Genomic DNA, 20,640 nt, shown 5'->3' with positions numbered 1-20,640 from the left:
CTAGCTCAGGTGGTGGCCTTCTTGGGGGGTGTCGCCTTCTTCACCGGGGTCGCCTTCTTGGCCGCCGTGGACTTCGCAGCCGCCGTCGTCTTCGTGGCGGCGGTGGTCTTCTTCGCAGCCGCCGTCGTCTTCTTCGCCGTCGTCTTCTTCGCGGCCGGGGCCTTCTTCGCCGCCGCCTTCTTCTTCGGGGCCGGGCCCTTCGCCCGCTTCTCGGCGAGCATCTCGGAGGCTTCCTCGACGGTCAGCGCCTCCGGGGTCTGCCCCCGCCGCAGGGACGCGTTGAACTCGCCGTCGGTCACGTACGGGCCAAACCGGCCATCCTTGATCACCAGCGGCTTCTCGGTCAGCGGGTCGACGCCCATCTCCCGCAGCGGCGGCGCGGCGGCCCGACGCTGGCGGGTCTTCGGGGCGGCCAGCAGGGCCAGCGCCTCGTCCAGCGTGACGGTGAACATCTTGTCTTCCGAGTCCAGCGAGCGGAACTCGTCGCCCTGCTTGACGTACGGGCCGTAGCGGCCGTTGTTGGCGAGGACCTCCGCGCCGTCGGGGGCCACCCCGACCAGCCGGGGCAGGCTGAGCAGCTTCAACGCCTCGTCGAGGGTGAGCGAGTCCGGCGACTGCGTGCGCAGCAGCGACGACTTGCGCTCGCCGCTGGCCACGTACGGGCCGAACCGGCCGGACTTGAGCAGGATCGGCTCGCCGGTCGACGGGTCGTCGCCGAGCTTGCGCTCGCCGCCCCCGCCGAGGAACAGCTCGTGCACCTTCTCCGGGGTCAGCTCGTCGGGGGCCAGCCCCTCGGGGATCGGCGCCCGGTCGCCCTGGCCGCCGCCCTCCTCGCCCTCACCGTGGGCCGCCGGCTCCTCGCCGGGCGCGCCCCGCTGGAGGTACGGCCCGTAGCGCCCCACCCGGACGACGACCTCGCGGCCCTCGTCGTCGGTGTGCAGGGGGATCGAGTTGACGCTGCGTGCGTCGATCTCGCTGAGGTTCTCCGTGACCAGCTTCTTCAGCCCGCCGGCGTGGGCGATGGTCTGGTCGCCGGCCCCGTTGGCGCTGCCGAAGTAGAACGCGGTGAGGAAGTCGACGGCGGCGTGGTCGCCACCGGCGATCTCGTCCAGCTCGTTCTCCATGCTGGCGGTGAAGTTGTAGTCGACCAGCCGGGGGTAGTGCCGCTCCAGCAGGCCGATCACCGCGAACGCCAGGAACGACGGGATGAGCGCCTGGCCGCGCTTGCTGACGTACCCCCGGTCCTGGATCGTCTGCATGATCGACGCGTAGGTGGAGGGGCGGCCGATGCCCAGCTCCTCCAGCGCCTTGACCAGCGACGCCTCCGTGTACCGCGACGGCGGCTGGGTGTGGTGGCCCTGGGCGGCCAGCGCGTCGGCGGTCAGCGGCTGGTCCTTGACCAGGTTGGGCAGCCGGCGCTCGGCGTCCTCGGCCTCGGCGTTCTCGTCGTCGGAGGACTCGACGTACGCGCGCAGGAAGCCCGGGTCGGTGATCGTCTTGCCGGTCGCGCCGAAGTCGGCCTCCTCCTGCGCGGAGGAGACGGCCCGGATCCGCACCGAGACGCTGGAGCCGACCGCGTCGGTCATCTGGGAGGCGATGGTGCGCCGCCAGATCAGCTCGTAGAGCTTGAACTCCTCGCCGGACAGCTCCCGGGCCACCTCGCCCGGGGTGCGGAAGTTGTCGCCCGCCGGGCGGATCGCCTCGTGCGCCTCCTGCGCGTTCTTCACCTTGCCGGTGTAGCGGCGCGGCTCCGGCGGCACGCTGCGCTCGCCGTAGAGCTCGACGATCTGCCGGCGGGCCGCCGCGATGGCGGTCTCCGACAGGTTCACCGAGTCGGTACGCATGTAGGTGATGTAGCCGTTCTCGTAGAGCCGCTGCGCGGTGCGCATCGTCTGCTGCGACGAGAACCGCAGCTTGCGGGCCGCCTCCTGCTGGAGGGTGGAGGTGATGAACGGCGCGTACGGGCGGCGGCGGTAGGGCTTCTCCTCGACCCGGGTGACCGTGAACGGCCGCCCCGCGAGGCGGGCCGCCAGCCCGCGCGCGCCGCCCTCGTCGAGGTGCACGACGCCCGCGCCGGGCCGCACCTTGCCGGTGGTCGGCTCGAAGTCCTTGCCGGTGGCGATCCGGTCGCCGTTCAGCGCGACGAGGGTGGCGTTGAAGGTGCGCGGCCCCTCGCCCGGCCTCGCCACGGCGAGGGTGGCCAGGATGTCCCAGTATTCGGCGGTGCGGAAGGCCATCCGCTGCCGCTCGCGCTCGACCACGATCCGGGTCGCCACGGACTGCACCCGGCCCGCCGAGAGCTTCGGCATGACCTTCTTCCACAGCACCGGGGAGACCTCGTAGCCGTAGAGCCGGTCGAGGATGCGCCGGGCCTCCTGGGCGTCGACCAGGTCCCGGTCGATCTCGCGGGGGTTGGCCACCGCCGCCTGGATCGCCGGCTTGGTGATCTCGTGGAAGACCATCCGCTTGACCGGCACCTTGGGCTTCAGCGTCTCCACCAGGTGCCAGGCGATCGCCTCGCCCTCGCGGTCCTCGTCGGTGGCCAGGAAGATCTCGTCGACCTCCTTGGCCAGCTTGACCAGCTTGCTGATCTGCTGGCGGCGGTCGGGCGAGACCACGTAGAGGGCGTGGAAGCCGTTGTCGACGTCCACCCCGAGCCGGGCCCACGGCTCGCCCTTGTACTTGGCGGGCACGTCGGCGGCGTTGCGTGGCAGGTCGCGGACGTGACCGAAGCTGGCCTCCACGACGTACCCCGGGCCGAGATAGCCCGAGATCGTCTTGGCCTTCGCCGGTGACTCGACGATGACCAGACGGGTGGTCCTGGCGTTGCTCGGCACGTCTCCTGCGACCTCACTCCTGCTCGTGGCCGGCCGATCCGGGGCGCGGACCACCCGCGGTCCGCCGGAACCGCCGGCGGTCCGGATGTCCAACGTAACGCGCCGTCCGGGTTCCGGGTTTCGCGGGCGGCAAACCGCCCACGCCGCTTCCCGGGGCACCGGCGACGGTCTTGCCGGACGGCGCCACCGTACACCGTGGGTAGGCCCTCGGGCGGGCCACTGTGACGACGCCGCCTCTCGGTGGACGCCCGACCAGCCGCTCCGCCGCCGTCGCCCGACGGCTGGAGTGTCCTTGATCGGACACCCGGGGGAGGCCCGACCGGCGACGTCCCGGCCGGCTCGGGGCGTGCCGCCCCGCCCGGCTCAGCCGGCGGCGGGCCAGTCGGCGGCGGGCCAGTCGGCGGCAGGCCAGTCGGCGGCAGGCCAGTCGGCTCAACCGGCGGCGGGCCAGTCGACGGCGGGCCAGTCGGCTCAACCGGCGGCGGGCCAGTCGGCGGCGGGCGCGGCGGGTGGGCGGTCGCCGATGAGGTCGGCGAGGCGGGCCAGCCGGCGGCGGCCCGTGATCCGGTACGCCGGCCCGCCCGCCTGCGCGTCGAGCAGCACCGCCGGCAGGCCGACGGCGGCCAGGGCCGCGCCGGCCGGTTCCCGGCAGTGCTCGTCCGCCGCGCCGAGGCGGAGCAGGAACCCGGGCGGGTCGGCCGCCCCGGCGGCGGCCACCCAGAGCCGCAGCCGGCGGCCGTTGAGGTGGAACCCGGCGGGCGGCCGTTTCACCTCACCCGCAGGCTCGACGGACGACGCCGGGTCGCGCAGCCAGGCCAGCGCGAGCGGCGCGAGGGTGCTCGCGTACGAGGTGCGCACCAGGTGCCGGCCGTCGGGGGTCGCCTCCCAGGTCGCGGCGATGCCGCGCCGGGACAGCTCGGCGACGAGCACGTGCACCCGCCAGGCGGCGTCCAGCACGATCGACAGCCGGGCGGTGCCGCCCATCCGCGACACCTCGCCGGGCCCGGCGAGCAGCCCGGCCAGGTCGGCGACGGACGGGTCCGCCGCCTCGGCGCCGAACAGGGAGAGCTGCCGCACCGGGTCGGGTGGTCGGTCGGGGGACGTCAGCGGCACTCCGGGACCTCGTCGAAGGCCTGTCTGAGCTCTTCGGAGTCGAGCCGGCTGGTGTCCAGCGCGCTGGCGTCGTACTCCTTGTCGAGGGTCTCCACGGCCGCGCGCACCCCGTCGTAGAAGGCGGTGGCCTCGCCGGTGCCCAGCCCGTCGATGGTGTCGCGGGCCCGGCCGTACGCGTCGCGCACCTTGCCCAGGGACGCCTGGAAGCGGGCCGAGATCTCCTCGCCGTGCTCGGTCTCGGGGACGCCGGCCTGGTCGATCTTGCGACGGGCGGTCTCGCTGGCGTCCGCCGCGCCGGCAAAGAGCCGCACCAGGTTCTCCTTCGCCTGCGCCGGGGTGGTCTGCGCGGTCATCTGCTGCTGGGTGCTGCTGGTCAGCTTGTTGATCTCGGCCCGCCACGGGCTGAGCGCCTCGCAGACCGACGCCGCCCACGCCTGCGGGCTGGGGCCGCCGCCGCACGCGGCCAGCGCCAGGACGAGCGTGGCGAGGACCGCCGTCAGCTTTCCGGCGGTCGCCGCCCGGCACGTGCGCATGCGTTGCAGCGTACGGCCTCCGCGCCGTCGTGCCACGGGTCGGTTTGCCGCCCCGGGCCCGCCACGGGGGTGCGGGCTCCCGGCCGGCGGTGGTCGACCGGCCGGGAACCCGCTGTGTCACCGCTCAGGCGTTGACCGTCTCCGGCCGCTGGTCGGCGCTGCCGGCGCCGGTGCCGCTGTCGTCGGAGTCGCCCATCGCGATGCCCTTGCGCTTGCTGAACACCACCGCCGCCACGACGATCAGCGTGGCCACCACCGCGATGCCGACGCGGAGGCCGACGTTGCGGTCGTCGCCGACGCTCCACGCCACGACGGCCGGCGCGATCAGCAGCGAGACCAGGTTCATCACCTTGATCAGCGGGTTGATCGCCGGGCCGGCGGTGTCCTTGAACGGGTCGCCGACGGTGTCGCCGATGACCGTGGCGGCGTGCGAGTCGGAGCCCTTGCCGCCGAACGCGCCGTCCTCGACGAGCTTCTTGGCGTTGTCCCACGCGCCGCCCGAGTTGGACAGGAACACCGCCATCAGGGTGCCGGCGCCGATCGCCCCGGCCAGGTACGCGGCCAGCGCGCCCGGCCCGAGGCCGAAGCCGACGGCGATCGGGGCGAGGATGGCGAGCAGGCCGGGGGTCATCAGCTCGCGCTGCGCGTCCCGGGTGCAGATGTCGACGACCTTGCCGTACTCGGGGCGCTGGGTGCGGTCCATGATGCCGGGCAGCTCGCGGAACTGCCGGCGCACCTCCATCACCACCGCGCCCGCCGAGCGGGACACCGCGTTGATGGCCAGCCCGGAGAAGAGGAACACCACGGCCGCGCCGATGATCAGGCCGACGAGGTTGCGCGGGTTCGCCACGTTCAGCGAGTTCAGGATCTCCGCGCCGACGTCGCCGACGCCCGCGTCCGAGTACGCCGTGCGCAGCGTGTCGGTGTACGAGCCGAACAGCGCCGTCGCCGCCAGGACGGCGGTGGCGATCGCGATGCCCTTGGTGATCGCCTTGGTGGTGTTGCCGACCGCGTCCAGCTCGGTGAGGATGCGGGCCCCGTTCTCGTCGATGTCGCCGGACATCTCGGCCACGCCCTGCGCGTTGTCGGAGATCGGGCCGAAGGTGTCCATCGCGACGATCACGCCGACGGTGGTGAGCAGGCCGGTGCCGGCCAGCGCCACCGCGAACAGCGACAGGGTGATGGAGCTGCCGCCCAGCAGGAACGCGCCGAAGACGCCCGCGCCGATCAGCAGCGCCGAGTAGACGGCCGACTCCAGGCCGACGCTGATGCCGGCGAGGATGACGGTCGCCGGGCCGGTCTGCGAGCTCTTGCCGATGTCCTGCACCGGGCGGCGGTTGGTCTCGGTGAAGTAGCCGGTGAGCGCCTGGATCGCGGCGGCCAGCACGATGCCGATGATCACGGCGGCGATGGTCACCCCGCGCGGACCCAGCGGCGGGTCGCCGCCGTCGACGCCGAGGCTGGCCCGCCACTCGGGCCCGAGCAGGTCGGCCCAGGTCGGCTTGAGGTAGACGAAGGAGGCGACCGCCACCAGCACCGCCGAGAACAGGGCGGAGAGGTAGAACGCCCGGTTGATCGCGGTGAGGCCGTTGCGGTCGGAGGCGCGCAGCCGGGTGATGAAGACGCCGACGATCGCCACCAGCACGCCGATCGTGGAGATGATCAGCGGGAGGACGAGGCCGTCGTTGCCGAACGCGGCCCGGCCGAGGATCAGCGCGGCGACCAGCGTGACCGCGTACGACTCGAAGAGGTCGGCGGCCATGCCGGCGCAGTCGCCGACGTTGTCGCCCACGTTGTCGGCGATGGTGGCGGCGTTGCGCGGGTCGTCCTCGGGGATGCCCTGCTCGACCTTGCCGACCAGGTCGGCGCCGACGTCGGCGGCCTTGGTGAAGATGCCGCCGCCGACCCGCATGAACATGGCGAGCAGGGCGGCGCCGAAGCCGAAGCCCTCCAGCACGGTCGGCGCGTCGCCCTTGAACAGCAGGACGACCAGCGCCGCGCCGAACAGGCCGAGGCCGACGGTGAGGAAACCGACCACGCCGCCGGTGCGGAAGGCGATCTTCATGGCGCCCTCCCGGCCGCCGGTCGCCTCCCGGGCCGCGGCGGCGACCCGCAGGTTCGCGCGGGTGGCCAGCCACATGCCGGCCCCGCCGATGAACGCGCTGAACAGGGCGCCCACCACGAAGAAGGCGGACCGGCCGATCTTCACCGCCAGCTCGCTGCCGTCGGTGTCGTGCACCGGCAACAGGAAGAGCAGCACCACGGCGATCACCACGAAGATCGCGAGGGTCCTGAACTGCCGGAGCAGGTAGGCCGAGGCCCCCTCCTGCACCGCTCCGGAGATCTCCTGCATGTTGGTGGTGCCCTTACCGGCTGCCAGCACGGCCTTGGTCAAGGCGGCGGCGAAGACGAGTGCCACCAGCGCGATGACCGCGGCGATGACGACGTACGTCAGGTTGGCTCCGGTAAGGGACAGTGCGCCGCCGTCGGCGGCCATGGTCCCGGACATCTGTGTCCTCCTGTACCGAACACTCGCGCCGGCCGGTGGAGACGCACGGACCGACGCCTGGATGCGGACTCGCAAGCGCGCCAACCCACTCCAGCGGACCAGCGATGAACACCCATACCCGCTGGCTGCGGGAAGGATCACTTGCTGACAACCCGCGTACTGTAGCCCTCCGTAGTGCCAGAGGTCACATTGAGGGGCACCCTGTTCGGATGATCTTCGTCGCTGTGTTACGAGAAGAATTCTGATATAAGCCCCGGCCACGACGAACGGGCCGCCCTCCCGGTCGGGAGTGCGGCCCTGAGCAGGCAATCAGTGAGTTGAGCGCGGAGTCAGCCCGGACGACTGATCATGCGATCAGCGAGGGTTGAGCAGAGAGTCAGCGGTGCACCGGCCATACCATGCGGACCTCCGTGCCGACGCCCTCCTCGACGGGGCGCACCTGAAGATCCTCGACGAAACCGGCCAGCAGCGCGAAGCCCACGCCGGTGGTCAGATCGTCCTCGTTGAGCGACTCGTTGGCGAGCTGGTCGGCGTCCAGCGCGGCCAGGCCGATGCTCGCCTCGATCGGCGCCCGGTCCACCACCCGCACCGCGTACGCCCCGCTGTCGGACATCTCCACCAGCACCGGATCCGGCACGTTGTACTGCCGGTGCAGGGCCACCGCCCGGGTGCACGCCTCGCCGATGGCCAACCGCACCTCGTCGAGCAGGTCCTCGCGGACGCCGGCGCGGCGGGCCACCGCGACACCGACCAGCCGGGCGGTGCGCACGTGCACCGGGGCCGGCGAGAAGGAGAGCCGGACCGTCGCCATCAGGCGCCGGAGCCGGTCGGATCGGCCCCGATCGCCGCGTCGACGGTCGGGTACAACGGGAAGACCTGATCCAGGGCCGTGATCCGGAAGATCTTGAGCAGCGGCTCCTTGCCACAGACCAGCGCGAAGCTGCCGCCGGCCGCGCGCAGCCGCTTCAGCGCACCCACCAGCACGCCCAGGCCCGTGGAGTCCAGGAAGTCGACCCGACCCAGGTCGACCACGACGTGCCGGGCCCCGCCGTCGATCAGCTCCAGCAGCCGTTCCCGCAGCCGAGGGGCCGTGTAGACGTCGACCTCACCGCCGACCTCGAGCACCGTGTGCTCCCCCACGGCACGGGTCGCCAGCGACAGCTCCATCGGTCCTCCTCGCAAGAGTCGTAAACTCTCCTGGGCATCTAACCATCCCCGCCGGGGCCGTCCGCGAGGTCACCGGCGAAGGGCTCCCCCTTACCCACACCCCCGCCGGTCAACTCCGAACACTTGTGCGAGAGTGCAGGACATGCCCCCCGCAGCCACCGTAGCCGCAGGCCACGGCCCCGACCGCCCGCCCGGCGCGGCCCCGGCCGAGCTGCTGCATCGGCTGCGCGCGCGCACCGGCGGCGACGCCGACCCGGTCACCCACGTCGAGCGGGTGCCGGCCCGGCCCGGCGAGCAGGCATCGTGGCCGCCGTGGGCCCCCGAGGAACTGCGCGCGGCGTTCGCCCGCCGCGACGTCGTCGCGCCCTGGCGGCACCAGGCCGAGGCCGCCGACCTGGCGTACGCGGGCACACACGTCGTCGTCGCCACCGGCACGGCGTCCGGCAAGTCCCTGGCGTACCAGCTTCCCGCACTGGCCACCCTGCTCGCCGACCCCCGGGCCACCGTGCTCTACCTCGCGCCGACCAAGGCGCTCGCCGCCGACCAGTTGCGCGCCGTCGCCGGCCTGGACCTCGACGGGGTACGCCCCGCCACCTACGACGGGGACACCCCGCGCGCCGAGCGGGAGTGGATCCGCCGGCACTCCCGGTTCGTGCTGACCAACCCCGACATGCTGCACCACGGCATCCTCCCCGGGCACGCGCACTGGTCGGGGTTCCTGCGCCGGCTGGCGTACGTCGTCGTCGACGAGTGCCACACCTACCGGGGCGTGTTCGGCTCCCACGTCGCGCACGTGCTGCGCCGGCTGCGCCGCCAGTGCGCGCGCTTCGGGCGTACCCCCGTGTTCCTGCTGGCCTCGGCCACGTCGGGTGACCCGGCGACGGCGGCCGGGCGGCTCACCGGCCTGCCCGTCGCGGCCGTCACCGACGACGCCTCGCCGCGCGGCGGGGTGACCTTCGCCCTGTGGGAGCCGCCGCTGCTGCCCGGCGACCAGGCTCCCGGGGCCGGCGGCCCGGCGGGCGGGGCCGGCGACCTCGCGCCGGTGCGCCGGTCGGCGCTGCGGGAGACCGCCGACCTGCTCGCCGACGCGGTCGCCGCCGGCGTGCGCACCCTCGCCTTCGTCCGGTCCCGCAAGGGCGCGGAGGTGGTGGCCGCCACCGCGCGCCGCGCCCTCGACGAGGCCGTCCCCGGGCTCGGCGACCGGGTGGCCGCCTACCGGGCCGGCTACCTGCGCGAGGAGCGGCGCGAGCTGGAACGCGCCCTGCTGCACGGCGACCTGCTCGGGCTCGCCTCGACCAACGCGCTGGAGCTCGGCGTCGACCTGGTCGGCCTCGACGCCGTGCTGATCTGCGGCTGGCCGGGCACCCGGGCGTCGCTGTGGCAGCAGGCCGGGCGGGCGGGGCGCTCCGGCGACGAGGCGCTCGCCGTGCTGGTGGCCCGCGACGACCCCCTGGACACCTACCTCGTGCACCACCCCGAGGCCCTGTTCGGCCGCCCCGTCGAGGCCACCGTGCTCGACCCGGCCAACCCGTACGTGCTCGCCCCGCAGCTCGCCTGCGCGGCGGCCGAGGCCCCACTCACCCCCGCCGACCTGGACCTCTTCGGCGACGGCGCGAAGGAGGCCGTCGACTCGCTCGTCGCGGCGGGCGCGCTGCGGCAGCGGCCGACCGGCTGGTACTGGCGGCACCGGGAGCGCCCCGAGGTGGACCTGCGCGGCGAGGGCGGGGCACCGGTCTGCGTGGTCGAGGCGGCCACCGGGCGGCTGCTCGGCACCGTCGACGGCGGCTCGGCCCACTTCCTCGTCCACGCCGGCGCGGTCCACCTGCACCAGGGCGTGTCCTACGTGGTCGACTCGCTGGACCTCGACGACGGGTGCGCGCTGGTGCACCCGGAGGAGCCCGACTGGTCCACCCACGCCCGGGACGTCACCTCCCTCACCGTGGCGTCGGTCCGCTCGTACGTCGACGCCGGGCCCGTCGGGCTCTTCCTCGGCGAGGTGGACGTGACCAGCCAGGTCGTGTCGTACCAGCGACGCCGGATCTCCTCCGGCGAGGTCATCGACACCCGCCCGCTGGACCTGCCGGCCCGCGAGCTGCGCACCGTCGCCGTCTGGTTCACCCTCTCCCCGGAGTCGCTGGCGGCGGCCGGCGTCGAGCCGGCGGACGTGCCCGGTGCGCTGCACGCCGCCGAGCACGCCGCCATCGGGCTGCTGCCGCTGATGGCCACCTGCGACCGGTGGGACATCGGCGGGCTGTCGACGGCGCTGCACCCGGACACCGAGGCGCCCACCGTCTTCGTCTACGACGGGCACCCGGGCGGGGCGGGCTTCGCCGAGCGGGCGTACGGCACGGCCGCGCAGTGGCTGCGGGCCACCCGCGACGCGATCGCCGAATGCGGCTGCGAGGCGGGCTGCCCGTCCTGCGTCCAGTCCCCGAAGTGCGGCAACGGCAACAACCCGCTGTCCAAGCCGGGCGCGCTCCGGGTGCTCGACGTGGTGCTGGCCAACCTGCCCGCGCCGACCGACCCGGGGGCCACGCTGCCGAGGCAGGATGACCGACGCACTGGGGCTGGCGGCGTGCCGGGGTAGGCGAGCTCTGGGGCAGCCGGCGGCCACCGGGTTTCCGGGACACGTGCATGACCGAAAGGCGTAGTGGGCATTGATACATGGGAGCGCTTCCATGCCAGGCGCCCGCCCCACTACCCTGAGATCGCCGTTTCCAGCCGCCGGAGGAGGAGTCGTGGCCGACACCATCGCCGAGACCGTCGACCTGCTCTACACCATCGACCAGGAACACCTCACCCCCGACCAGCAGATCGCCCTCGGTGCCGCCATGGCCACGCTCGCTCAGGCGGAGCGGCTGGAACAGATCAACGAGCGGCTGCGCGGCATCCACCAGGTGCTCAACGCGTGGGCGCTCAAGGCCACCGTCGACGGCGGACGCTGACGCCGGCGGGCGGACGACGACTGCCGGCCTGGCTCGCGGTCGTCGGCAGGCCAGCGGTTGTCGGCGGGCGGGCGGTTGTCGGCGGGCTGTGCGAGACTCCGGCGACCCTCTGAAGGAGAACTCATGCAGCTCGACACCTTGCAGCACCAGCAGCAGTTCCACATCCGGCAGCGCATCCGGATGATGGTCAACCAGTACGAGGTCCACTCCGTCGCCCCCGACGGTTCGGAAGGCGGGCTGCTGGCCTTCGCGCAGCAGAAGCGGCTGGCGTTCAAGGAACAGGTCACCATCTACACCGACGACAGCAAGCAGCAGCCGCTGCTCGGCTTCAAGGCCCGGCAGCGGCTGGACCTCGGCGCGACATACGACGTGACCGACCACGCCGGCACCCCGATCGGGCTGTTCCGCAAGGACTTCGCCCAGTCGCTGCTGCGGTCCACGTGGCACGTCGAGCAGGCCGGCCTGCCGCAGATCACCGGCCAGGAACGCAGCATGCCGGTGGCGCTGCTGCGCCGGTTCGTCGACTCGCTGTCCTGGCTGCCGTACCACTTCGACTTCACCGCGGGCGGCCAGCCGGTGTTCTCGGTCGTCAAGAAGTGGGGCCTGCGCGACCGGTACGTCGTCGAGGTGCACAACCCGCAGATCGACCGGCGACTCGTTATCGCCATGGCGATCGGCCTGGACGCCCTACAGGGCCGCTGAGCCCGACGGCCGCCGAGCCCTGAGGGCCGCTGAACCCTGAGGGCCGCTGAGCTGAACCCTGTGGCGCTCGGCTTCCGGCTCGGCCGGCGCGGGCGGCCCCCTGCCCGAAGGGCCGCCGGGCCGCCTCCGGGCCGACGCCCCGGGCCTGGCCCCGGCCCCGGCTCCGCGACCAGGGCCGGGGCCGAGCCAGGGCCAGTCCCGGGAACCAAGCCAGGATCGGGGATCGGGGTCGAGCCGAGGCCGGGGGTCGGGGTCGAGCCAGGGCCGGGGGTCGGGGGCCGGGACGGCCCGGCGCGGGCGGTCGCCGTGGCGACCCGGGTGAGACCGGGCAACGGCGTGACGATCACCTCCGTCGTCACCACGGCGTCCAGCCCGTCGAGCCGGCAGCCGACCAGCCGCGCCCCGTTCGCCCGCGCGATCTCGCCGGCGGACGCGCAGGCCGCCTCGCCGCCGGTCAGCGCCTGAGCCGCTGCGGCGAGCGCGCCGAAGTCCGCCGCCACCGCAGCCCGCTGCCGCGCGACCCGGGCCGCGCCGACGGCCGCGCCGAAGACGCCCACCAGCACGAACGCCAGCCCGACGGCGAGCAGACACACGGTCGCCCCGCCCCGCTCACCGTCCGGTCGCGGTCCCTGCGGGCCGCACGAGCGCCAGCCGCACACGTGCCAGCCGCGACATGATCGACACGGGTGCCGAACGCGACACGAACGCCGGGCGAGACACGAGCGGAACAGGCCCCGACGGGTCGGACGCTTCGTCACGGCCGTGGCCCCGGGGCACCCGGCTCGACGGCGGCGACCGCCGTGGCGGTGACGGTGACGAGGGGCAGCCGGGCGCCGAGGGCGCGCACGGGTGCCCGTACCGTCGCGGTGACCCGGTCGTCGCCCACCGAGACCGAGACCTCCGCCCCGGCGGGCGCCGCCGCTTCCCCCGCCGCCACGCCGGGCTGGCCCCGGGAGGCGGCCAGCGCCGCCTCCCGGGCCGCACCGAGGCAGCCGGCCTGCGTCGCGACCGCGTTCACGGCGGTGAGACCGGCGAGCAGGAGCAGCAGCACCGCCGGCAGGCCGGCGGCCAGTTCCGCCGTGAACGACCCGCGCTCCCGGGGCGACGGGGACGGCTGCCCGGCCGGCCGGCCGCCCTCGCCCGGCCCCGGTTGTCGCTCCGGCGCACCCCGACCGGGACGGACCTGCCGGCGGGCGGTCACTTCAGTGCCCGGTCGATGACGGCGGTCAGCGCGGACTGCACGTTGCCCGAGGTGAGCACCTTGAGCAGGATGCCGGCGAACGCGACGGCGGCGAGGGTGCCGACGGCGTACTCGGCGGTGTTCATCCCGGCGTCGCCGCGCAGGCGGTTGAGGATCTTGCGCATGGGCGTTCTTCCCTTCTGGACGGTCGCCGCGCAGCCGGTCGGCTGGCGGCGTTCAGAGCACGTCGCCGAGGACGGCGACGATCACCGGCACCAGGCCGGCGAGAATGAAGGCGGGCAGGAAGCAGAGCCCCAGCGGCAGCACGATGAGCACGCCGGCCCGCCGGGCGGCGGCCTCGGCGGCGGTGGACCGGTCGGCGCGCAGGTCGTCGGCGAGCCGGGTCAGCGCACCCGCGAGCGCGGCACCGCTGTCGGCCGAACGCAGCGCGGCACCGGCCAGCCGTTCGGCCCCGGGCACCGGGAGGAGATGCGCCCACGCCTCCTGGGGCCGGCCGCCGAGCAGCAGGGTCCGGCCGACCAGGCCCAGGCGGTCGGCGAGCGGCCCGCCGAGCGCGTCTGCCACGGCCAGCACGGACCGGTCCACCGGCGCACCGGCCCGCATCGTGGCGGCGAGGAGATCCGCGGCGAGGGGCAGGTCGGCGGCCTCCCGGAGTCGCCTCTCCCGGGCTGCGGGCGGCTCGATCCGCCGCAGGCCCCGGTCCGCCGCGACGGCGGCGACGACCCCGCCGAGGAGCCCCGCCCAGCCGCCGAGCACCACCAGGACGGCGAGCCCGAACAGCCCCGCCCCGAGACGGATCGGGTCCGGCCACCACGGCGGCCGGGACCGGCCGGCCGCCTCGGCCGGCCCCGTCGCGTGCGGCGCGTCCGCCCCGCCGAGGCCGGCCGGTCTGTCCGGCGGGGCCGTCTCCCCCGCACCGGCCGCCTCGCTCCGCCGGCCCAGGCTGCGCAGCCGGCGGGTGGAGCCCGCCCGCGTGCCGACGGACAGGGCGAGCACCGCCGCGACGACGAGGCAGCCGGCGGCCACCGCCTGACGGGTCATCGACTGCTCCCGCCGGGCGCGGCACCGAGGCGTTCCGTCCACAGCAGGCCGGCGAGCTGAAGGACCACGGCCGCCACCGCGCAGCCGCCGCCGACGGGGGTGTGCAGCAGGACCGCGACCGGGTCGACGCCCACCCCGTAGCCGAGCCCGATGCCGCCGAGCGGCAGGGCGGCGAGCAGCCAGGCGGTCGCCCGTGCTCCGGCCGCCTGCGCCGCGGCGGCGGCCAGCCCCCGGTCGCCGGCCCGGGCGTCGGCCTCGATCCGTTCCAGCAGGTCGGCCAGGGGCGCGCCGGTGCGGTCGGCGAGCCGCACGGCGGCCCGGGCCAACTGGCGGAGCCGATCCGCCCCGTCGGGCGGGGCGGCCGGAGGGCCGGGCTGCCCGTGGGCACCCGGCGCAGCACCGTAGGGAGCCCCGCCCGGCGCGCCGCTCAACAGGCCGGCGTCCGGGGCCGGGACGGACCGGCCGCCCGGGATGAGGGTCGCGGAGGCGGTCAGCACCGGCACCCCCGCACGCAGGTCTGCGGCGAGGGCGCAGAGCTGGTCGAGCCCGTGCCGGCGGGCGCGCTCCTCCTGCCGGAAGCGCTGTCTCCGGGCCAGCCCCCGCACGAGGAGCGACCCGTACGCGCCGACCACCACGGCGGCCACCGGCCCGGCCAGCAGGCCACCCGAGCCCGCGCCCACCGCGCCAGCGACGAGCAGGGCCCGCCCGGGTGAGGCCGCCAACCACCCGGTCAGCCGCAGCGAACGGGGACCGGAGGCGGACAGCGCCCACGGGTCGTACGCCCCCTGGTAGGTGTCGACGGACGCCCCGCCGGGACGGGAGCCGAGCTGCCCCGCTGGCGGGGCCGGGTGGTGTCCCGCCGTCGGGGGGCGGTCCGGTGTGCCGGCGGGCCGGCGCGGGTCACAGCGGCCGGGCGGGCCCGGTCGCCGGCCGCCGCTGGGCGGGGTGACCGGGCCGGGCCATCCGCTCGGCGCGGTGGCGGGGCCGGTGCACCGGCCGGCCTGTGCCGACCGACCCGGCGGACGGAGGTGGCCGGCGGGCCGCCCGGCCGCTGCCGGCCGCCCGGCCGGGCCCGGTGCGCCACCCGGGTCCGAGAGGTCGGACGGGTCAGAGAGGTCGGACAGCTCAGAGAGGTCGGACGGGTCAGGCCGCCGGGCGGCCCGGTCGTCGGCGCTCCGGTCGCCTGGTGGGTGCGGCGACGCGGGCGACAGCGTCCCGAGGACGGACCGCCGCCGGGCCCGGCTGTTGCGCAACGGCCACACCACGATCGCCGCGGCGGCGACGATGCACACGGCCACCAGCCAGCCCGCCGTGGTCACGTGGAGCCGCCACGGCGGTGGGCCGCCCCCGGAACCTCCGCCGGGTCGGCCCGGTCGGGACGCTCCCGCTGCGGCCACCCCGCGCCCAGGACCGGCGGGACCGCGACGTCCCGCTCCCGCAGCAGCACGCCGAGGGCCTGCGCGGCGGGGCCGGCGCCGTGACCGCGCACCCAGGCGGGGACGACCGTGACGAGGCGGTCCGGGCCGTCCGGGAGCAGCAGGCAGACCGACTCCAGCACCCGGCCGCGCGCGCCCCGGCGGACCTGGAGCAGCACCTGGAGCGCGGCGGCGACCTGGGCGTGCAGCGCCGCCCGGGGCAGCCCGCCCAGCATGCCGAGCGCCTCCAGCCGGGCCGGCACGTCCGAGGGCGTGTTGGCGTGCAGCGTCCCCGCGCCGCCGTCGTGGCCGGTGTTCAACGCGGCGAGCAGATCCACGACCTCCCCGCCCCGGCACTCCCCGACGACGAGCCGGTCCGGACGCATCCGGAGCGCCTGCCGCACCAGGTCGCTGAGCCCGACCGCGCCGGAGCCCTCCACGTTGGAGGTGCGGGCCTGCAACCCGACCACGTGCGGGTGCACGGGGCGCAGCTCGGCGGCGTCCTCGACCAGCACGATCCGCTCGTTGCCGGGGACCAGCCCGAGCAGGGTGTTGAGCAGGGTCGTCTTGCCGGAGCCGGTGCCGCCCACCACCAGGTACGCGAGCCGGGCGGCCACCAGGGCGGCCAGCACCGGGGCGACCGGCCGGGGCACGGTGCCCTGCCGCACCAGGTCGTCCAGGGTGAACGGGCGCTGCCGGAAGGTGCGCAGGGACAGGTAGGGCCCGTCGGTGGCCACCGGGGGCAGCACGGCGTGCAGCCTCGTGCCGTCCGGCAGCCGGGCGTCGACGCAGGGGGAGCCGTCGTCGAGGCGACGGCCTGCTCCGGCGGCGAGGCGCTGCGCCAGGCGACGCACGTCGTCGACGGTGCCGACGGGCACCGCGACCTGGTGCAGGCCGTGGCCCCGGTCCACCCACACCCGGTTGGCGTTCACGAGAACGTCGGTCACCTCGGGGTCGGCGAGCAGGGGTGCCAGCGGGCCCGCGCCGACCAGGTCGTCGTGCACCCGGCCGGCGATGCGGAGCACGGCGGTGTCGCCGAGGACCGCCGCCGCCGGCTCGGCGCGGACGGCGGAGACCACCGCCGCCGGCGTGACCGGGGCGGCCGTGGCGGCGAAGCGCTGCCGCACCCTGCTGGCGATCTCCTCGCCGTCGGCGTGGCCGTTCACGCCGCACCCGGCACCGGGACGCCGGTCAGCTCGCCGACGATCCGCTGGCAGAGCGCGGCGAGTGGGCCGCGCCCGTCGGCGGCGGGGGCCTCCCCGCGCTCCAGCCCCCGACACAGTCCCGGTTCGGGGCGCAGCGCGCCGGCCAGCGGCAGGCCCAGTGCGCGGGCCACTTCGACGGCCTTGAGCCGGCCCGGGGCCGGGCCCCGCACGACGACGGAGAGCTGGGCGCAGTGCGGCGCGGCGGCCGCCGCCACCCGGGCGGCCGCGGCGGTGGCCCGCAGCTCGGCCGGCACGACGAGGAACGCCTGGTCGGCGGCCTGCAAGGCGAGCACGGCCGGGTCGTCGAGGTGCCGGGGCACGTCGACCACGACGAAGTCGCGCCCGCGCCGGGCCGCGTCGAGGGTGGCCGCCATGGCCGGGGCGGGCAACGGCAGGGGATCGCCCCGGTCCCACGAGAGCACCACCAGGTCGCCGCGGCTGGGCAGGGCCCGGACCAGTGCCGGCGGGTCCACCCGGCCGTCGGCGTCGGTCAGCGCCGGCCAGCGCAGCCCGTCGAGTTGCTCCCAGCCGAGCACCAGGTCGAGCCCGCCGCCGAGCGGGTCGGCGTCGACGAGGAGCGTGCGCAGCCGGGCCCGGGCGGCGGTGACGGCCAGCCCGCCGGCGAGGATGCTGGCTCCGGCGCCGCCCCGGCCGCCGAGCACCGCGACCACCCGGGCCACGCCGTCGCCGGCCCGGTCGGGCGCGCACTCGGCGAACCGGTCGACCAGCCAGGGCTCGGCGGCCGGCAGCGTGGCGACGTGCTCGGCGCCGATCAGCTCGGCGATCTCCCAGCCGGGATCGAGCTGCCCGGTCCGGCCCACCAGGACCATCCGTGACCGGCGGGGCAGCCGCGCCCGCAGGCAGGGCTGGGCCTGGTCGTCGCCCACCAGCACCAGTGGCGCCGGCATCCACCGGGACCGGGCGGCGGCCGGGTCCGCGGCCACCTCGACCTCGGTGCCGCCGGCGGCGGCGAGCCGGAGCAGGTCGTCGAGCAGGCCGTCGTCCGAGGTCACCACCAGGGGCAGTCGGCGGCGCGGCGGGAGCGGGGTACGGGGTGGTGGCATCGCGGCCTCCAGCAGTCGGGCTCGGGGGTGCTGCCGGAGAGCGTGCCCGGGTGGGACCCCGTCCGGCCGCCCACGATGGCTTCCCTGTGGACAGTCGGGGGCACTGTGGACAACGCCCGCGAGCCGAGTGGATCTGCTAAGGCGGGCCGAAGCGGCGCAGGTGGGAGGGGTCAGCCACGGCGGGCCCCGGGGCCTCGTCGCATGGCCCGCGCCCGAATACCCGGCCGGCCGGGTGCCCGATGGGCGGCCGAGGCAGAATTCCTCCCGGCAACCATTGACCTCCGGTAAGCCCATTTCGCATAATTCGCTCCTCCGTGCCGCTGATTCGAGTGGCACCGTGCGCGGATCGGGGCCATGACCCACTCACGAGAGTTCGACGATCGGCGCAGGCTCGACATCTCCAGGGGCACCGGGGAAGGCGTCGGGACTGCGGCGCGCCTGCGCATCGGCGGCTGGGTGCCGCCGTCGGTGGAGCGCGCGGCGCTGCCGGCCAAGCCCTACCAGGCGTTTCCCGCCGGGGACGGCTGGGCCGCGGCGGGTCCGGGGGCGGCGGCGGCCGCCCCACCGGCGGCCGCGCCGTCGAGGCGGGCCTTCGGCAGCGAGGGGCCGCAGCTGGCCCTCGTGCTGGTCTCGGTGGTGGTCGGCCTGGTGGCCACGCTGGTCATCACGCTGCTGCCGCTGTTCAACGCCTACCAGCCGTACCAGCCGGGGCCGATCGCCGAGGAGCCCATCCGGGTGGGTCTGCCCACGGACAGCGCGACGCCCACGCCCACCCTCTCGCCGGCGCTGGGGTCGCTGTCGAACCGGGCGTCGGCGCCGGCCCGGGCGTCCGCGTCGAGCCGCCCGTCGACCGGCCGGCCCCGGGAGATCGGCCCGACCCCGACGGCCCGCGCTACCACGGGCCGGCCCGCCCCCGCGACGACCGGGCCCCGGCCGCAACCCACCCAGGCGGGTGCGCGGGAGCTTCCGGCGCTTCCGCCGTCCGCGGAGTCGCGCCTGCGGTCGACCAACGGCGGGCGTTCGACGTACGTCGACTTCGTCAACGCCCGGCGCGAGCGGGTCGTCGTGTACTGGCTCGACTGGGACGGCCGCCGCCGGCAGTACCGGACGCTGGGGCCGGGCGAGTCGTACCGGCAGCAGACCTACGTCGGGCACCCGTGGGTGGTCACGAACGACCGGGGGTGGGGGCTGGCCTGCTTCCAGCCGGAGCCCGAGCCGCGTCGGGCCGTGGTGCGCTGAGACGACGGTGGCTCACCGTCGTGGCCGATGCCACGACGGTGAGCCACCGTTCCCCGCTAGTTGGCGACGAGCTAGTTGGCGACGAGGCGGAACTGCTGGTTCGCCTGCCCGTGGCAGTCGTAGAGCTGGACCTGCTGCCCGTTGCCGGTGCCCCACACGTCGAGGCAGCGGCCGGACTGGACGCCGGAGATGGTGCCGTTGGAGTTGACGTTCCACTGCTGGTTGGCCTGGCCGTTGCAGCTGTAGATCTGGACCGCCGCGCCGTTGCCGGAGCCGTTGGCGTCCAGGCACCGGCTGCCGCCGTACACGGTCAGTTGCTTGCTGGCGGTGTACGTCCACTGCTGGTTGGTCTGGCCGTGGCAGTCGTAGAGCTGCACCCGGGTGCCGTTGGTCTGCGACGAGTTGGGCACGTCGATGCACCGGCCCGACTGGTTGCCGACGATCCGGTTGGCGCCGCCGGAGGGCGGCGGCGTGGTCGGCGTGGCGGTCGGCGTCGCCGTCGGGGTGCCGGTGGGACCGGGACCGGCGGCGTTGAGGGCGTTGAGGACCGAGGTGTACGCGGCCTTCTTGTTGCCCCCGCCGTCGAACAGCAGCGGGTTCTCGTTGGAACGCCAGGAGTCGCTGTCGCGGACGCCCCAGACGGTGATGCCGATGCAACGGGGCACGTTCAGACACGCCTGGGTCAGCCCGGCGTACTGGGTGGTCGAGGCGTTGGTGACGTCGACCTCGGTCAACGCCACGTCCACGCCCAGCGCCGCGAAGCTCGACAACGTGGTCTGGAAGTTGCTCGGCAGCGAGCTGCCGCCGGTGAAGTGGGTCTGCAAACCGACGCAGTCGATCGGCACGCCCCGGGACTTGAAGTCCTGGATCATCCGGTAGACGCCCTGCGTCTTGCCGTAGCTCCAGTTCTCGATGTTGTAGTCGTTGTAGCACAGCTTCACCGACGGATCGGCCGCCCGGGCGGTGCGGAACGCCACCTCGATCCAGTCGTTGCCGGTGCCCTGAAGATTCGACTGGCGACGGCTGCCGTCCTCGTTGAACGCCTCGTTGACCACGTCCCACGCAGCGAGCTTGCCCTTGTAGTGGGCCATCACACCGTTGATGTGGTTGATCATGGCCGAGCGCAGCGCACTGCCGCTCATCCGCTCCATCCACGACGGCTGCTGAGCGTGCCAGGCCAGGGTGTGCCCCCGCACCTTCAGCCCACGCTGGGTCGCCCAGTTGTAGATCTGGTCCCCGGCCGAGAAGTTGAACTGACCCTGGTTCGGCTCCGTCGCGTCCGGCTTCATCTCGTTCTCGGCCGTGATCATGTTGAACTCACGCCCGGCGATCGTGCTGTACGTGGAGTCGTTCAACCGGCCCCCGGCGATGGCGGTGCCGAAGTAGCGGCCCGATTGCGCCGCGGCGGCCCCCAGCGTGGTGGCCGCCTGGGCCAGGCTGGGCACCACCAGCGCCGCGCCGGCCAGCACGAGCGCGCTGGCGGCGGTGGCCACCACCACGCGACGGCGGCCGTTGCTCAGTAGACGTTTCATGACACTCCTTTGCATATCCATCGACGATGCGCAAAGTTGGAGGGAAGCGCGGATTCACGGGCCGGTTTCCGAAATTTTCGGAAACTGCCGTAACTGGACTGCAACATACCGGCAACTGTGCAATCGGTCAACGTCGA

Annotated in this window: 17 protein-coding genes and 1 pseudogene; 4 read left to right on the top strand and 14 right to left on the bottom strand. The window is 74.9% G+C overall.

Going from position 1 to position 20,640, the window contains the following annotated elements:
- Window positions 1-5: 5 nt before the first annotated feature.
- The 6 genes from topA to O7633_RS21160 form a co-directional block, all read right to left on the bottom strand.
- Window positions 6-2,837, bottom strand: coding sequence for a type I DNA topoisomerase (topA, locus tag O7633_RS21185; RefSeq protein WP_282323638.1), 2,832 nt, complete (start codon window positions 2,835-2,837; stop codon window positions 6-8).
- Window positions 2,838-3,308: 471 nt separating this feature from the next.
- Window positions 3,309-3,950 carry a hypothetical protein gene (locus tag O7633_RS21180; RefSeq protein WP_278131085.1) on the bottom strand — a complete coding sequence of 214 codons (642 nt, stop codon included), beginning with the start codon at window positions 3,948-3,950 and terminating at the stop codon, window positions 3,309-3,311.
- A complete protein-coding gene (locus tag O7633_RS21175; protein ID WP_278131083.1) occupies window positions 3,941-4,483 on the bottom strand; it encodes a hypothetical protein in 543 nt (180 codons plus the stop codon). Before O7633_RS21175 ends, O7633_RS21180 begins: the two co-directional genes overlap by 10 nt.
- A 124-nt stretch (window positions 4,484-4,607) precedes the next feature.
- The gene (locus O7633_RS21170) at window positions 4,608-6,992 is read right to left on the bottom strand and encodes a sodium-translocating pyrophosphatase (protein WP_278131081.1); all 2,385 of its coding nucleotides are present in this window, start codon (window positions 6,990-6,992) and stop codon (window positions 4,608-4,610) included.
- A gap of 376 nt (window positions 6,993-7,368) precedes the next feature.
- Complete coding sequence (locus tag O7633_RS21165; protein WP_074475345.1) at window positions 7,369-7,806, bottom strand: ATP-binding protein; 438 nt, start codon at window positions 7,804-7,806, stop codon at window positions 7,369-7,371.
- On the bottom strand, window positions 7,803-8,159 hold the full coding sequence (locus O7633_RS21160) for an STAS domain-containing protein (protein WP_178063006.1): 357 nt from the start codon (window positions 8,157-8,159) through the stop codon (window positions 7,803-7,805). Before O7633_RS21160 ends, O7633_RS21165 begins: the two co-directional genes overlap by 4 nt.
- 142 nt (window positions 8,160-8,301) lie before the next feature.
- Between O7633_RS21160 and O7633_RS21155 the strand changes: the two genes are divergently transcribed.
- The 3 genes from O7633_RS21155 to O7633_RS21145 all read left to right on the top strand — a co-directional run bounded on the left by O7633_RS21155 (window position 8,302) and on the right by O7633_RS21145 (window position 11,806).
- Window positions 8,302-10,746, top strand: coding sequence for a DEAD/DEAH box helicase (locus tag O7633_RS21155; RefSeq protein WP_282323637.1), 2,445 nt, complete (start codon window positions 8,302-8,304; stop codon window positions 10,744-10,746).
- A gap of 151 nt (window positions 10,747-10,897) precedes the next feature.
- The gene (locus tag O7633_RS21150) at window positions 10,898-11,104 is read left to right on the top strand and encodes a hypothetical protein (RefSeq protein WP_043961488.1); all 207 of its coding nucleotides are present in this window, start codon (window positions 10,898-10,900) and stop codon (window positions 11,102-11,104) included.
- A gap of 123 nt (window positions 11,105-11,227) precedes the next feature.
- A complete protein-coding gene (locus O7633_RS21145) occupies window positions 11,228-11,806 on the top strand; it encodes a hypothetical protein (protein ID WP_178063004.1) in 579 nt (192 codons plus the stop codon).
- Between the two features lie 278 nt (window positions 11,807-12,084).
- Here the strand turns inward: O7633_RS21145 and O7633_RS21140 are convergent.
- The 7 genes and pseudogenes from O7633_RS21140 to ssd form a co-directional block, all read right to left on the bottom strand.
- Window positions 12,085-12,465 (bottom strand): annotated as a pseudogene (locus tag O7633_RS21140) (Rv3654c family TadE-like protein); the annotation flags it as partial.
- A gap of 95 nt (window positions 12,466-12,560) precedes the next feature.
- Window positions 12,561-12,878 (bottom strand): TadE family type IV pilus minor pilin, encoded by a 318-nt coding sequence (locus tag O7633_RS21135; protein WP_074475394.1) that lies wholly within the window; start codon window positions 12,876-12,878, stop codon window positions 12,561-12,563.
- Window positions 12,879-13,003: 125 nt separating this feature from the next.
- Window positions 13,004-13,171, bottom strand: a complete 168-nt coding sequence (locus tag O7633_RS21130; protein WP_074475350.1) for a DUF4244 domain-containing protein — start codon at window positions 13,169-13,171, stop codon at window positions 13,004-13,006.
- A 52-nt stretch (window positions 13,172-13,223) separates the two neighbouring features.
- Window positions 13,224-13,805 carry a type II secretion system F family protein gene (locus tag O7633_RS21125; RefSeq protein WP_178067041.1) on the bottom strand — a complete coding sequence of 194 codons (582 nt, stop codon included), beginning with the start codon at window positions 13,803-13,805 and terminating at the stop codon, window positions 13,224-13,226.
- A 239-nt stretch (window positions 13,806-14,044) separates the two neighbouring features.
- On the bottom strand, window positions 14,045-15,367 hold the full coding sequence (locus O7633_RS21120; protein ID WP_282323636.1) for a hypothetical protein: 1,323 nt from the start codon (window positions 15,365-15,367) through the stop codon (window positions 14,045-14,047).
- Window positions 15,364-16,629, bottom strand: coding sequence for a TadA family conjugal transfer-associated ATPase (locus tag O7633_RS21115; protein ID WP_282323635.1), 1,266 nt, complete (start codon window positions 16,627-16,629; stop codon window positions 15,364-15,366). The genes O7633_RS21120 and O7633_RS21115 overlap by 4 nt, the downstream gene beginning before the upstream one ends.
- Window positions 16,626-17,681 carry a septum site-determining protein Ssd gene (ssd, locus tag O7633_RS21110; protein ID WP_282328610.1) on the bottom strand — a complete coding sequence of 352 codons (1,056 nt, stop codon included), beginning with the start codon at window positions 17,679-17,681 and terminating at the stop codon, window positions 16,626-16,628. Before ssd ends, O7633_RS21115 begins: the two co-directional genes overlap by 4 nt.
- Before the next feature lie 405 nt (window positions 17,682-18,086).
- Here ssd and O7633_RS21105 point away from each other — a divergent pair, with 405 nt between their 5' ends.
- Entirely contained in the window at window positions 18,087-18,971 is an 885-nt protein-coding gene (locus O7633_RS21105; RefSeq protein ID WP_282323634.1) for a hypothetical protein, read from the top strand.
- Between the two features lie 71 nt (window positions 18,972-19,042).
- On the opposite strand, the gene O7633_RS21100 is transcribed toward O7633_RS21105, so the two are convergent.
- On the bottom strand, window positions 19,043-20,503 hold the full coding sequence (locus tag O7633_RS21100; protein WP_282323633.1) for an endo-1,4-beta-xylanase: 1,461 nt from the start codon (window positions 20,501-20,503) through the stop codon (window positions 19,043-19,045).
- Window positions 20,504-20,640 lie beyond the last annotated feature (137 nt).

Source organism: Micromonospora sp. WMMD712 (genome assembly GCF_029581295.1).
Taxonomy (GTDB): domain Bacteria; phylum Actinomycetota; class Actinomycetes; order Mycobacteriales; family Micromonosporaceae; genus Micromonospora; species Micromonospora carbonacea.
Note: the sequence above shows the minus strand (reverse complement) of the source record. Positions and strands in the feature narration are given on the sequence as shown.